This is a genomic window from Haloarcula hispanica ATCC 33960 (genome assembly GCF_000223905.1).
GTDB lineage: Archaea > Halobacteriota > Halobacteria > Halobacteriales > Haloarculaceae > Haloarcula > Haloarcula hispanica.
This window is the reverse complement of sequence record NC_015943.1, coordinates 188,739-201,334: the sequence shown is the minus strand read 5'-3', so window position 1 is coordinate 201,334 and position 12,596 is coordinate 188,739. Positions and strand designations below refer to the sequence as shown.

Sequence of the window (12,596 nt, the reverse complement as noted above, 5' to 3'; positions counted from 1 at the left end):
TCTTGGGCGGTGTGGATCGCGACGTTTTCGATAACTACCTCACGGTCGGGACTATGGATGTTGGGAATAGTCCTCGGAGCCTTCGGCCCTGGAGCCGCGGGAGCGGTCGTGACACGCCTCCGTGGTGAATCAGTCCACGCTTGGCTCGCAACGATTTTCGATTGGCGACGACCACTCCGCTGGTACGGACTCGCAATCGCCGTCCCGGTGGTTGGGGCCCTTGGAGTCGCTGTCGTCGTCTTCTCGCTCGTGGGGCTTCCCGACAGCAGTTCCCTTGGGCAACTGGCCCCGCTCTTCCTGTTTAATCTGGTGTTGGCGACACTGTTCACCGGTGGAAACGAGGAGTTCGGGTGGCGGGGATTCGCACTCCCACATCTCCAGAAGCGGTTCAGTGCGCTCACCGCGAGTGTTCTCGTCGGTGGCGTCTGGGCACTCTGGCACGTCCCGATGTTCGTCTACGACGTGTACCCCCACTCACCGGTTCTGTACACTGCCAGCGTGGTCTGTTTTGCGGTCATCCTCACGTGGTACTACAACGCGTCGGACGGATCTGTTCTCGGTGCCGTACTGTTTCACGGGACGCTCAACGCCGCGGTGAACGTCCCCGGGCAGGCTGTCGGCGGCGCGGAAGCAGTGCCGGTCCCATACGCGGCGATTCTGACCGGCACGTTCGGGGTCCTCGCTACCTTGTTCGTCGTCCGCTACGGTCCTGAAACGCTTTCACACAACGAAGCCGTCCAGCCGCGCTGGACAGGTTCCCGGTCGACTGACGGAGCCGTGTCCAGTAATCCCTCCAGCGATGGACACGGAACTGAACCGTCCGACTGATACGGACTTTTGTAACGAATTACCGGTCATCCTGACCCCATCTCCGGCGATGACCGGCAATTGACTACAAAAATTCGTGTGACGCCCTGACCCAATCGTCAAATTCAATGTTCGACAGGCGGTATCAGTCCCGCCTCGGGGTCCACAAGCCGTAGAGAATCAGTCCCAGGCCGGCAAACTCAGGAATCTGAAGGAGGCTATTGAGTAGCGGGGTGGGGAGTTCCAGAATGTGAATAAATATCAGAGCCAGCGGAGCCTGCACGAACAACACCAGTATGAATCCGATCGCTATGTACAACATCGGGCGGCTCCGGTTTTGCCGGTACGCCGTGTAGGCAAGATAACTGATTGCCAGTCCGAGAATCATCGGAACTATCTCGCTGACCTGGCGGACTGTTCGTAACGTTTCGAGATCGAGTTGGAGTATGGCGAGCATATCAGCTACCCTCTACGAACTGTGTGAAGCGGTCGACCATCCGGTCCCGACGCGAGACCGTGATGTCGAAGCCGTCTTCGCTGAGATCGAGTTCGATGCCATCGAGTTCTGTCCGATAGAGTTTGTAATTCTTCCCATCGGTGACTGGCTGGATATCTTCGGTGACAAGATCGTACTCTCGGAGCCGTTCGAGTCGGCGGTAGACTGTCGGCTCCGAGACCCCGGCGCAGTCGCTGAGCTCTGCCGCCGAGCGAGGCTTCTTTTTCGCCTCGACGAGAATCGTGCGCACACACTCGTCACCGAGCAGGTCTGCGAGTGCTTCAGGATCTCGCACGTCGGACACTGTGAGCGGGCCATCTCTTGGTTCGTCAATATAGGTTGTGCCGTTCTGGGCTTTCTGTCTGGCTTCAGTCAGAGAAGTCATAAGAAACTACCATCCATATCCGCGCTCACGTTTCGAGTAGGGATGTCGAACAGACAGACACGCACGCCAACAAGTGTACTCCTCCCGACGGTGTCTTGGACCGCCGCCTGCGACGACGTCGCCGCACAGCTAGGTCCCGAAGACGAACTCCTCATCATCCACGATAGCAAGGACGACCCGGTTGTGGACCGAAAACCGCTCTCGGAGAACGTCCAGTTTATCCCTGCCGGCGACCCTGTCGGGTGTTCCGGGAAAGCAAATGCTATTGCCGCTGGGATGGAAGCCGCTAATCACGACCGTCTTGTCTGGACCGACAATGACTTTCATCACCCCCCGGACTGGCTTGACCGCCTCCACAAGGACTACGCCGAATACGGCCCGACAACAGAGTTGCCGGCGTTCGTCGGTCAAGATCCGCTTGCAGTCCTGTTAGAGCCTGTTTATGTCCTTGGGGGCACGCTCGGGACATACATCGGTGACCACGCTTGGGGCGGGGCTGTCATATTTGACAGAAGTGATCTTGACGAGGAAAGGTTCCTTTCGGAGCTCCGACAGACGATCAGCGACGATGGTCTCCTCGGGGAACACATTAGTGTGACATCAGTTCAACGCGTACGCCGGGTGCCAATGGGTGGAAGTCTCCGGCAGACGCTTGAACGACATATCCGGTTCAACCAGATTTTCTCAACGCATGATCCAACGGTAGCGAAACTCTCATTTGGTGTATTGGTCGCTGTTCTCATCGGTTGTGTCTTCTTCCCGCTCCTCGCGGTGGTACTAACGGTACTGACAGCCGGTGTCAGTGCTAGCTTCGGGGTTCGACGAGCCTCGCTACTGCTAACGGTACCAGCACTTGTAGCCGCTGTCCCCTTGGGGCTGTATGCTTTCGCCCGGGACACATTTGTTTGGGGAGGGCGACGGTACCGTTGGCACTCGAAGTTTGATGTTGAAGTACTGAACGAGTAGCGTTCTTTGGGCCACGTTAATCTGCGCAGATATCCGTGCCTGCCAAATCTGCTTGACTCTCTGGCTGTTTAATCAGCCGTAGTATGTTGGCCTTAGAACATACGCCATACCCCCTCTGTATAGCACAATGGCAACGATTTACCCTGGTTCTGTCAGGAACATCGTGGACCCGGAAGCTGTAGTCAGCAACAATCGTTCACCGGTAGCCGCCAGTACAGCGACAACAAACCCGACGAGAACCGTGAGACCCATCCAAGCAAACCAGAGTTCAAGATTGATAGAAGTCGAGTGCTGCATACAGAGCCAGAGCATGTGTTTAACGAAGGGAGATGCCGATAGTAGCATTTCAGCCAATGAAACAGCGGCTAGGTCTTTTTGCGTATGATGAGCGAAACACGATACTGAGACATGAGCGAACGATCCTGTCCGGATTGTGATGTCCTGATGGAGCAGACAAACGTAACTGCCGAAGGCGTCGGTGACCTCTACATCGAAACTGAGAGAGACGGCGGTATCCTCGACCGCCTCGGTGTCGGGTATCAAGCCCCACTTTCTGCATACCTCTGTCCGGAGTGCGGGTTTACTCGACTCTATGCGGACCTTTCTGAGTAGTCGGGTGAAGCGTGTGCTCCATAGAGTCGTTCCCGACGAAACGCGGCACAGCACGGCTCACCGAGGATTACGTGTACTTCGAGGAGTCGTTTTGGGGGTACATTAAGTCACTCTACCGAGACTACTGGCAGCGCGGAACGTGGTGGTCCAGCAGTGCCCTTGTCGGCTATTTGTTTGCGTTTCCAATCGGCACCTGGTGGGTAGTCAGCGCGGTCCGCGGTGGCAGCTTCCTCCACATCGCCGTCATTGGCGGGTTGACCCTCGTACTCTGGGCGGTGAATTACGCATGTGGGTTCCGATCACCAGACCGAATTCGACTTGCTACGATTGAGCAGGTCTCTGCAACAGATGGCATGAAGGGACTGACACGTCCTCGACTCGTCATTAGGTACACTGACGGGGAACAACCTGTAAACGCCGCGTGAACCTCCCGTCACTTTACACGAGCGGTGGAGAGACAGTATACGAACGGGCACAGGAAGCGTTTGCCGAGCGCGGATTCTGAATGGCGCCTTTTATTTCGAGAAAGTATACTTGAGAAAAAGGCAGTAATGCTGAATATGCGCGTCGTATCTTGCACGGCTATCAGAACATCTCTCTGAGTTGGTAGAACTCTCGGCGGTCAATTCGCAGGTCTACCTTGCGGCTGTTTCACTCGTCTCCACAGGTGAAGAAACTATATTCGGTGGCTGATGTTATAGACCAAGACCCATTTTTTGATCCCCCGGTCGGGTGCGGGGCGGTCCAGTGAGAGCGTCCCCGACAGTACCCATGGCATCGAAGACCACCAACAGCGATCAGACCGGAGAACAGCACCCAGCATCCAGCGAAGCGCAGTTCCCAGACCTTACAGTCCGCGCCGAGGGGACCGCAAACCGACTTCGGCGCGTGAATGAACCCGGGAAGGCCGATTGTCTCGAAACAATTGAGGTTAAGCCGATAGGGGCGGCTGAAAACTTGAAAGCGTGATTATAAATGCCGTCGCCAAGGGAGCATTCACCATGATATTTAGGTTCGTTCATTATAAATAATAAACTGGTTGGCTTGATTCCAGCGGGACTGTCCGAAAATCATAATATATAAATAGTTTTTAGGCCAGCCTAAAGTATGCAGAATAAAGATATCTTGGACTGCTGTCAACGTCGGAGGGAAATTCTGAAAGCTGGCTGTAGTATCGTTGGCGGCGGGATAGTTGCCGGTTGTCTCGGTACCACCGACGACTCGTCGTCGGATGACACCACTCCTACGTCCCCATCTGGTGAAGAGTCAATGACAGAAGCTGACGATCCAACACCGTACGAAGTGACAGTCAAACCAGCCGGGACCCATACGTTTGACTCAGTGCCCGAAACCTATGCAAGTTTTCCCGGAGCTTGGATGGATATTGCGATGGCATTGGGTATCAAGCCATCTGCAATGATGTCTCTTGAGGAAGAGCAGCTGAAATACTACAAAGCACTTCCTGACGTTGCTGTCGATCTGGGTTCCGTAGAGACTCTTTTGGATTCCAATGATTCGGAATTCGACAAGGAAGTGTTCTACGAGGTTGATGCTGACGTACACCTGATGGACCCGCGGATTCTCAAGCGGTACTCGGGGTGGAACGATGACGATCTTGAAGAGATAGAGCACAATGTCGGTCCGATACTGGGATCGATGATCCGCTTCCCATACGAACGTGATCCCTACTACACACTGTACGAAGCTGTCGAGAAAGCAGCAAAAATCTTCCAGCGGCAAGAACGGTACGATGCATGGGTCGATCTCAAAGACGAGGTGTTTGCCGAGATACAGTCTCGTCTGCCTGATGACAAACCGACTGTCGGCGCATTTATCATCGATTTCGATATTGAAGGCAAAAGCCTGCGGGCGGCAGAGATCGATGCATTCCGAAACGATACCAGAACCTTTCGTAAACTGGGCGTCAACAGTGCGTTCAAAGGGGACACCTACGTCCGATACAAAGAGATCGGTTACGAGAAACTCCTCGATGTCGACCCGGAATACATCGCACTCATCGATAATCTGACGACGGAAAATAACGAGTCCTTCCAGCAAACCCTTCAGGCAGCCAAGAATCACGAAACGTTGAGTGAGTTGACTGCAGTCCAAAACGAGAACTTCGTTCGGTCGGCTGGGACGAATATGGGACCGATCATTGACCTATTTTCGGTGGAAGCGGTTGCGATGCAGTTGTACCCGGATGAGTTTGGCGAGTGGCCTGGGTCTGTCGGCGACGTTCCCACCGAGCACCAGTTATTCGACCGACAGCGGGTTGCTGATATCATCAATGGAAGGGTGTAAATCGGCGATTGGGGGTGGCTCGTCTCCACAGGAACTGTGAGACTCTTCTCTGAAACAGCATCCCGATAAGAACTCGCGAACGAATTGTGGGGGTGTCGTTCGTCCTAACTTGAGATTGGAATTTCGACGCTATGTCAAAGAGAATACCAAGTATAACTGTATCAGTTATTCGTTTCGTTGTGACAGATCACTTCGACGCCATGGGATTCGAAGGCGTCGGACATCCCATCCAGATGTTTGTACCCAACAGACACCCAAATCTGGGTGTAGTCGTGTGCCGTCGCATCTTGTATTGTACGGTTCACCATCTCAATGTCCCGCCGCCCGAGTGTAGCACGAACAACGAGCCCGTGAGCCACGAACCCGGCGAACGCGAATGTGAGAGGAATAAAGTTCAGTGGGAGTAATAATAAAATTCCACCCCAGCCCAAAAGGACCGCAAGCGGCCGTTCATAATCCGATTCCTTACGGGCAAGATAGGTTAGACCGGTACCGAGTAGCAGAATTAGCACGAGTGCAAGTCCAACAGCAATCGGCTGTAACCAAAGAAATCCTCCGAATACTATCCACGAAACTCCGGTCCAAATTAACGAGAGTTCTGGAACGAGGTAAGAGGGGTGTGTATCGATTCGGGTTACTGGCGTGTCAGCCGCCGCGGCGAATTCTTTGATGACCTGGTTTTCTGCACCTTGTTGGTGGCCGCAGGTTAGTGCAACACGTGGGCCATAGATCATTTGCGTGACGAACACACCGACTACATAGAGTGGATTTCGAAGAGCCGTCTGTATATATCTCTTCATTCCTGGTACTTCTGATGGGAGCTCGTGGTAGAACGCGTCAATGTCGACGGAGGCGGTCAGTTTCTCAAGAGAGCGTTGTACAGCCTCATATGACCGAAAGTGAGATTCACCATGCAGATGGACTGTCAAATCAGTCGACTCCGAACCCATGAAAACCGATTATCCTACTCAAAGTCAACGTTTTTGTGGATGCTTTCACCAGTCATCACTGACTTCACTCTCGTCACAGAAGATGTCCTCATCAAGATAATCAACGAGTAACCGAGCAGGTCATGCTCACAGCCTCTTCCGTGTCGTCTGTATAAATATTGCCGCCGATCAGCGTGATGACGCCACGCAGTGGTGGACAACACGGGCGGCGAGTAGCCAACTCGTCCAGTTTCGCTCTCTGTCGGTTTGTGCTTCCCTCGGGGCCGGAGTTTAAATACGATGACGAACGCAACCAAGCGTGTGACTGACCGAAATCCTGAGTACGATCCCGCTGATATCCTCGGCGCAGCGAGTTCCGATCCTGAAACGAGGGGGAACGGACGGGAACGAGTCCTCGAATCCACCGGCTATCCCGACCGTACAGAGGATGAGACTCGTACCTGTCGGACCTGTGGACAGGATATCCCACGGGATGAACGCCAGTGTCCGTTCTGCGCTCAAACCGGCGTCCCCGAGACTTCGTCCGACGATCAAGGTAGTAGTCCACTTGGGGAGTGGACGTTCGGTCGGGTAGTACTCGCACTCGTCGAAGCGAACACTGATTTCCATGCACGAGCCCTCGGCGCTGCGGCCTTCTCCGTTTCCGACAGCATCGCAAGCGGCGAGGACGTCTCCCATGGAACCGTGAAGTGTCGAGCAGCCTTCGGGACCGAGCCAGCCGCCACTCTCACGAAGGGGTGGCCCGACCTGCCGACAGAAACCACGATCGACGAGGAATCCGGACAGGCGCTTCTAGAGACAGCCGACGAACAGACCAACTGGGACGGGAATGGGGACGACGTCCAGTCACGGATCTACCTCGAGGACGGGTCGCCGGTCACCGACCGCTCGGAGTTCCAGCAGCTCACGGATGAGTTCCGGGAGGCTGATGGGACGTACTGGCTTGTGCCCGGCGTTGTGAAGCGCCATCAGGCAAGAGCCGAACCGGAGATAGTTGGAATCGGGTTCCACTGTCGCCAGTGTGGCGCCGTGACGGGACACGAATCTCACGGGCTCGATGGCTTCGAGTGCCACCCACACCTTGACCGCATGATCTGGACCTGCAGAGAGTGTGGGCAGCACCGACACGAGCCCGAACAGGAGGATGACACGGAGGAAGTCACAGGGTATGAGCATCTTCCCGACGGCGTCTCACCCGAGGACATCCACGGCGACGAGCCAGACTTCCAGGAGCAAGAGTTTCAGGACCAGATCAGTGCCTATCGCGAGCGGAATGGCTTCTTCCCGTGGGAGCGGTAGCTGTCGAGTCAGCAGAGCGTAACGGTTGTTCAGGGTACCATAGAACCATTCGTAGCTCACATTGTAGTTCTCGCTGAGCAGTCGGTACAGAGTACAGCTTTACTCGGGTAAGAAAAACATCAGGAGCAAGGTTAGGAACCCGATTGCGACTGCTCCCGCAGAAACAAGGTAGAATCTGCTTCTTCCTGGCCTGTCCTCGTCAAATATAACGAGCCCAGCCTGTGCGCTTCGACCCATATGGATAAGGAGAATTCCACCCCAACTGATTGCCATCCACAGTGAATTCGTATCAAACATTGGTTGGATACGAGCAGTATACGAATCTGAAAGCAGTTGAGGAGCATACCCAACGGCGATGACGAGTAACAACTGAATGACTCCGACAAAGACTAAAAGATGTCCATATTCCGAATCATCCATGTACAGGGAAGAGAGGCTTCACGCAAAATAGCTCTGATGAAGTAATCGGTGGCTATGTTGCCGGAAACACACCAATCCTTGCCGTTGGAGGTTTCATATGTGCTGGAACTGTTTTAGGCTGTGCGATTAACGATGCAATTCGGGAGAACACTCCCTGTGGTGCCCAAAACCTTGAGTTCTATTGGAATGAGACAACTCCGAATCATCCACTGGTGGTCATGATAGAATGTACGGACATTTCTAAAGATGAGAGAGAACAGACCGCCGAAGACTTTGGAGAAGATCTGCAGGGTTTCGCTGACGATGCCGCTGACGTGACTGTTGAGGTAGGACAAGAAGCTGCTGATGAAATAGACGATCTACTTGATGAAGGAGCCGATGAAATAGATGATATAATAGATAAGGGTGAAGGCATCCTTCTCGGGTAACAGGATACCGTAATTAAATTCCCCACCACTCTACATATTGAACCAGATGGTTTCAAGAAATACATTAATGTGGATGACTGGATACCTGCTCTGCCTGCTCTCGGCGGCTGTGATGGCATTACCCCAGACGACCGGTTCCAAATCAGATGCAGTACTGCTAATAGCAGCGGCAATCGTCGGTCATATTCTGCATGGATTGCGGGTACGGTATTTTCGATAACGCCCGGGGACCTATTACCGAGGTGTCCGGATTCACAACGACGGCTAACTCGGCAGTAGCCGATCCAAAACGACACTCGTCCCGTCTTCGATCCGGGGCACTGTATTCTCCAGCAAGTGCTCATCATTTTCGTCGACGTCGAGAATGCCGGGTTCGACGAGACGGGGACCATCCTCCCGTTCGGCGGTGAGGGTCAGACACAGCTGGCCGTCAACCTTCCCACCAGCAACCAAGATCGTCGCAACTGCGTCGGGAAACGAGACGGTCGTCCAGCCATCTGGTTTCCGGACCCGCAATTCGGTCATCAGTTCTTCTTCTCTCGGCAAGCAGCATCAGCGCTCTGGCTGGCGTACGAGCCATTTTGTGTCTCCCTCGGAGCCGGAGGAGAGCATGAGTACGACAGCACCTTCCTTCGAGGAGTATGACTTCGACCACGGCGACCACGTTCGAGCCGACTGGACCGAGGGAGACGGCCCACTCGATGCAGTTGTCGGAACCGTTACAGAAATTTCGTGTTCCGGCGGCAACGTGATCGTCGCTGTCGAGGCTGACGACGACCAGTATCCCGAGCGCTCGATCTACGGCGGGACCCACGATTGCGCTCCCGAGTGGGTCGAGCCACTAGAGCAATCATAGTCTGACAGCAAGGAAACTCGCCCGTATTTTGTGAGCCTCCGTCGGGTGAGAGGCGGTCCAGAGAAAGCCTATCAGCCATATCCGAACAGGCAGGCGACCCAGACCAGTACCAAGATGGTTCTGTCACACCCGTTGTGACCACTGGAATCGCTGTGGTCGCTCCGTTCGTGTTACGAGTCCTCACTATACTCCTGACAACAGGGGGTCGCTCCCGGTTGCTGCAGCTAGCAAACAGCGGCGTCGACGGCGGCAGGGCACGTACCACCGCGTCCAGTAGCGTTGGTTCAGTGTCGGTTCGTGTCCTATCCGGCGTGTGTCACAGGGTTAGGGCGTGGACTCCACCACAACGGGTGTGACGCCACCTGTGGCGGCTTTGTGGTCGCTATTCTCTAGGAGATCGAGGCCGATGTAGCGTTTTTCGAGCAACCCTTCGGCTGTTGCCATATCCATCGCGAGAATGTCGGTTTGGGTCTGGTCCCGGCCGACCTGTCGGGTTTTCTCGACGACGTCGTCGCCGCCAATCTCGACCAGTGTCTCCCAGACGCGCTTGATCGTCTGGCGATGGGGTTCCTTCCCGAGTTCCGCGGTCAGGGCTGTCTGCAGGTCAGCTTTCGTCATGAAGACGCCGCTGCCGTCGGTTCGCTTCGTGGCAAATTCCGGCCAGCGCTTGGCGATGCTGATGGCGCGATAGGTGTTCTGGCGGTTCGACCGTTCGACAAACATCGTCTTGACCTTCGATTGGCGGCAGTTCGCGAAGAAATCCAGCGGCGAGGTGCTGGGTTCGATTCCTTCGGGGAGCTGCTCGGCGTCCTCTTGGCGGTCGGTGTCGGCTTCGAGTTGCTGGGCTTTGGCGATGGCACTCTTGGCGACATCGCGGGTGGTTTCCTGCTGTGATTCGAGGTCGTCAAGGCGCTGGTCGTTCGTGGCGGCGTCACCGACTGCCGTGGTGGCAACCTCGTGGGTCTGTTCGAGGTCGGCCTCTAGTTCGGTGACGCGTCCGTGGAGGTCATCGATAGTCGCGACCAGCGTCTCAAGAACACTCGAAACGAGGGGTGAGACGTCGCCGTCGAGGTCGTTGACGAGCGCTTGGAGTTCGTCGGTATCCGTCTCATCCTGTCCGATATCCATGTCGAGGTTGTCGGCGAGGGCTTGATCGGTCTCGTTGTCGTCGGGGTTTGTTTGTCGTGGCATTGTGACCACAGGACCCGTGCTCGGAATCGAACCGAGCAGTGCTGACCACAGCACGGGCTACCGGTGACGGAGCTGGCGCTCTCTAGACGCGGCGGTTGGCTCGTGGCAACCCCGCTCCGTCTAGTGGATTTGTGTCGTGGCACCGCGCCGACGACGAGCAGTGCGTGTATGCTGCCGTCGCCCGGACCGGCGTGACACTGGGTTCACCGGTCGCGGGACACCCCCGCTGGTGGCAGTGGTACAGTTGTGGGCGACACTGTGGGGGCTTCGAGTGGCTGGGCGGCCAGATGCGGATGGCCGTGGAGGTAGGCCGGGCAGTTTGATCGGTGCGTACTCATTGTGGGCCTCCGCTGACGGCGAGGAGCACCTGTCTGGCTTCGCGTGTTCGTCTGGTTGTGGTGTCTGTCTGGGCCAGTGCAAGTCGGGCTGCGCAGGCGTCGAGGCGTGCTTGGGTGTAGCTGCGCTCGTAGCCCGGCGGATCGAGGACGGTCTGGCAGTACTCGATGACGGCGGCGTCAGTGTCGGCGTTTGATAAGAGGCACTTGGCTGTCGATAGTCTACGCTCCTGGCGGTCCTGTGCGGTATCGTTTTGTGGTCTGATTGCTTCGGTCATGATGCCGTGCGCGACCGGGTCAGCGGGGCCCTAACCCCGGTGGCTCGATTTTGGTAGCCTATTGTTCCCCGGCGAGTCGCGCATATTCGGTGATGTACCATCACAAGCACTTAGTGGTTGGCATCGTACTGTGACAAATACAGTAGAACAATGCCACAAGTCATAGAACAAGGTATGCCCGACAAATCCGGCGGAAATAACAGCAAACCCGATGAAAATAGCAGTATGGGTAAGGAGGAAAGAGTGAGACAAGTGCTGGGTCTGTTGGTCGAAACAGAGCTTCACCTCCCGCCAAACGTTATTTTCCACAACTGTAAGGAGAGAGGTGCTACGTTCGAAAGACGGACTGTTAATCGATATCTGAAGGAACTGCTTAAGGAAGGATACGTAGAGAGAGTTGAGAGTACTGATGGGTTCTACAAAGCGACTGAAAAGGGACGAAGATACTACTACGGAGACCAATCTTAGCGCTTCTTTTTGGCATAGTACTATGACAAGCACTAAGTAGCCGGAAGCCGTGACTATTGAGTAGGAACAGACGCGCTGCTGGGCGATTTCGTGCCTTCGAGAACACGAGTTGCCCACCGTGGTCACAACACGGCAGGCGCGTCGGTTCCTGGAAGAACCATGAGTAAGTCTGCCTCGCCGACTAGTAAATCTGTCGGCACGACTGACGCACATCCACAGGAACGTATCGCTCGCGAACTGCTCACGCAAGGCCGCCCGCTCTTCTTGGGCGTCGACGGCGAAGGCGCGGCACACTACTGGGATAGCTATGAGTTCGCTGTGGCCGTCGTCGTCAGCGAAGACCACGCCGAGAAAGTCGCACTTGCCGAGACGCCGTATGAAACACTCGCAGGCTGGTGCGAGTACACGCAGGACGAACGCGGCTGGGCCGTCGGCCCGTACGTCGGCGGCTCCATCGTCGACGATCTCGCTCGGGGGCTGAACGCATGAGCAAGAGCGTTCGCTGTACGGTCGAGAACCGCCAGCGCGTTCGGCGGGCCGCCCGAGCGCTACGAGAGACGGCCCCGACCGCCGTGGTCGGGACGACGCCACCGGTGCGCTCCGAGTACGATGCTTGGACGCTCGACGCCGTACTTCGTGAGGCCGAGGGCGTCCCGCCGGAAGTTCTCCGGGAGCTCGCGCTGGCCGGGCTGACGCTCCAACCGACGCCCGCCCAGAACGAGCACCAGCACGTCGTGGCGACGGCCTAAGCTGGGTAGCTATACCTCTACCTTTTTGCTGAGTTGCGTGCGTACTTTGCAT

At 55.8% G+C, this 12,596-nt stretch carries 18 protein-coding genes; 10 read left to right on the top strand and 8 right to left on the bottom strand.

Annotated features, from left to right (window positions below; translation table 11 throughout):
• The first annotated feature begins 57 nt into the window (after positions 1 to 57).
• Positions 58 to 828 carry a CPBP family intramembrane glutamic endopeptidase gene (locus HAH_RS16125; RefSeq protein ID WP_233425872.1) on the top strand — a complete coding sequence of 257 codons (771 nt, stop codon included), beginning with the start codon at positions 58 to 60 and terminating at the stop codon, positions 826 to 828.
• A gap of 124 nt (positions 829 to 952) precedes the next feature.
• Here the strand turns inward: HAH_RS16125 and HAH_RS16120 are convergent, their stop codons facing one another.
• Both HAH_RS16120 and HAH_RS16115 read right to left on the bottom strand, forming a co-directional pair.
• A complete protein-coding gene (locus tag HAH_RS16120) occupies positions 953 to 1,264 on the bottom strand; it encodes a DUF7521 family protein (protein ID WP_014030769.1) in 312 nt (103 codons plus the stop codon).
• 1 nt (position 1,265) lies between these two features.
• Positions 1,266 to 1,688 (bottom strand): ArsR/SmtB family transcription factor, encoded by a 423-nt coding sequence (locus HAH_RS16115; RefSeq protein ID WP_014030768.1) that lies wholly within the window; start codon positions 1,686 to 1,688, stop codon positions 1,266 to 1,268.
• A gap of 42 nt (positions 1,689 to 1,730) precedes the next feature.
• On the opposite strand from HAH_RS16115, the gene HAH_RS16110 reads away from it, so the two are divergent.
• The 3 genes from HAH_RS16110 to HAH_RS16095 all read left to right on the top strand — a co-directional run bounded on the left by HAH_RS16110 (position 1,731) and on the right by HAH_RS16095 (position 5,570).
• On the top strand, positions 1,731 to 2,654 hold the full coding sequence (locus tag HAH_RS16110) for a glycosyltransferase (RefSeq protein ID WP_014030767.1): 924 nt from the start codon (positions 1,731 to 1,733) through the stop codon (positions 2,652 to 2,654).
• Positions 2,655 to 3,062: 408 nt separating this feature from the next.
• Positions 3,063 to 3,266 (top strand): hypothetical protein, encoded by a 204-nt coding sequence (locus HAH_RS16105; RefSeq protein WP_014030765.1) that lies wholly within the window; start codon positions 3,063 to 3,065, stop codon positions 3,264 to 3,266.
• A gap of 1,107 nt (positions 3,267 to 4,373) precedes the next feature.
• The gene (locus HAH_RS16095; protein WP_014030762.1) at positions 4,374 to 5,570 is read left to right on the top strand and encodes an ABC transporter substrate-binding protein; all 1,197 of its coding nucleotides are present in this window, start codon (positions 4,374 to 4,376) and stop codon (positions 5,568 to 5,570) included.
• 161 nt (positions 5,571 to 5,731) lie between these two features.
• Here the strand turns inward: HAH_RS16095 and HAH_RS16090 are convergent, their stop codons facing one another.
• Complete coding sequence (locus HAH_RS16090) at positions 5,732 to 6,520, bottom strand: hypothetical protein (protein WP_014030761.1); 789 nt, start codon at positions 6,518 to 6,520, stop codon at positions 5,732 to 5,734.
• A 279-nt stretch (positions 6,521 to 6,799) separates the two neighbouring features.
• Between HAH_RS16090 and HAH_RS16085 the strand changes: the two genes are divergently transcribed.
• A complete protein-coding gene (locus tag HAH_RS16085) occupies positions 6,800 to 7,819 on the top strand; it encodes a hypothetical protein (RefSeq protein WP_014030760.1) in 1,020 nt (339 codons plus the stop codon).
• A gap of 99 nt (positions 7,820 to 7,918) precedes the next feature.
• Here HAH_RS16085 and HAH_RS16080 read toward each other — a convergent pair whose 3' ends face one another.
• Positions 7,919 to 8,239 carry a hypothetical protein gene (locus tag HAH_RS16080; protein ID WP_023842953.1) on the bottom strand — a complete coding sequence of 107 codons (321 nt, stop codon included), beginning with the start codon at positions 8,237 to 8,239 and terminating at the stop codon, positions 7,919 to 7,921.
• A gap of 212 nt (positions 8,240 to 8,451) precedes the next feature.
• On the opposite strand from HAH_RS16080, the gene HAH_RS16075 reads away from it, so the two are divergent.
• The gene (locus HAH_RS16075; RefSeq protein ID WP_158307640.1) at positions 8,452 to 8,667 is read left to right on the top strand and encodes a hypothetical protein; all 216 of its coding nucleotides are present in this window, start codon (positions 8,452 to 8,454) and stop codon (positions 8,665 to 8,667) included.
• Between the two features lie 264 nt (positions 8,668 to 8,931).
• Here HAH_RS16075 and HAH_RS16070 read toward each other — a convergent pair whose 3' ends face one another.
• Positions 8,932 to 9,192 carry a hypothetical protein gene (locus HAH_RS16070; RefSeq protein ID WP_014030759.1) on the bottom strand — a complete coding sequence of 87 codons (261 nt, stop codon included), beginning with the start codon at positions 9,190 to 9,192 and terminating at the stop codon, positions 8,932 to 8,934.
• Between the two features lie 85 nt (positions 9,193 to 9,277).
• On the opposite strand from HAH_RS16070, the gene HAH_RS16065 reads away from it, so the two are divergent.
• Positions 9,278 to 9,523, top strand: coding sequence for a hypothetical protein (locus HAH_RS16065; protein WP_014030758.1), 246 nt, complete (start codon positions 9,278 to 9,280; stop codon positions 9,521 to 9,523).
• A 324-nt stretch (positions 9,524 to 9,847) separates the two neighbouring features.
• Here the strand turns inward: HAH_RS16065 and HAH_RS16060 are convergent, their stop codons facing one another.
• From HAH_RS16060 to HAH_RS16055, 3 genes are all read right to left on the bottom strand, one after another.
• On the bottom strand, positions 9,848 to 10,714 hold the full coding sequence (locus tag HAH_RS16060; protein ID WP_044952744.1) for a hypothetical protein: 867 nt from the start codon (positions 10,712 to 10,714) through the stop codon (positions 9,848 to 9,850).
• A gap of 203 nt (positions 10,715 to 10,917) precedes the next feature.
• Positions 10,918 to 11,052, bottom strand: coding sequence for a hypothetical protein (locus HAH_RS20365; protein ID WP_255356219.1), 135 nt, complete (start codon positions 11,050 to 11,052; stop codon positions 10,918 to 10,920).
• Entirely contained in the window at positions 11,049 to 11,327 is a 279-nt protein-coding gene (locus tag HAH_RS16055; RefSeq protein WP_014030756.1) for a hypothetical protein, read from the bottom strand. The genes HAH_RS20365 and HAH_RS16055 overlap by 4 nt, the downstream gene beginning before the upstream one ends.
• Before the next feature lie 174 nt (positions 11,328 to 11,501).
• Between HAH_RS16055 and HAH_RS19615 the strand changes: the two genes are divergently transcribed.
• The 3 genes from HAH_RS19615 (at position 11,502) to HAH_RS16045 (ending at position 12,544) form a co-directional block, all read left to right on the top strand.
• Positions 11,502 to 11,795 carry a hypothetical protein gene (locus HAH_RS19615; RefSeq protein WP_144443783.1) on the top strand — a complete coding sequence of 98 codons (294 nt, stop codon included), beginning with the start codon at positions 11,502 to 11,504 and terminating at the stop codon, positions 11,793 to 11,795.
• A gap of 159 nt (positions 11,796 to 11,954) precedes the next feature.
• Positions 11,955 to 12,284 carry a hypothetical protein gene (locus HAH_RS16050; protein WP_014030754.1) on the top strand — a complete coding sequence of 110 codons (330 nt, stop codon included), beginning with the start codon at positions 11,955 to 11,957 and terminating at the stop codon, positions 12,282 to 12,284.
• Positions 12,281 to 12,544, top strand: coding sequence for a hypothetical protein (locus tag HAH_RS16045; protein ID WP_014030753.1), 264 nt, complete (start codon positions 12,281 to 12,283; stop codon positions 12,542 to 12,544). Before HAH_RS16050 ends, HAH_RS16045 begins: the two co-directional genes overlap by 4 nt.
• The last annotated feature ends 52 nt before the right edge of the window (positions 12,545 to 12,596 follow it).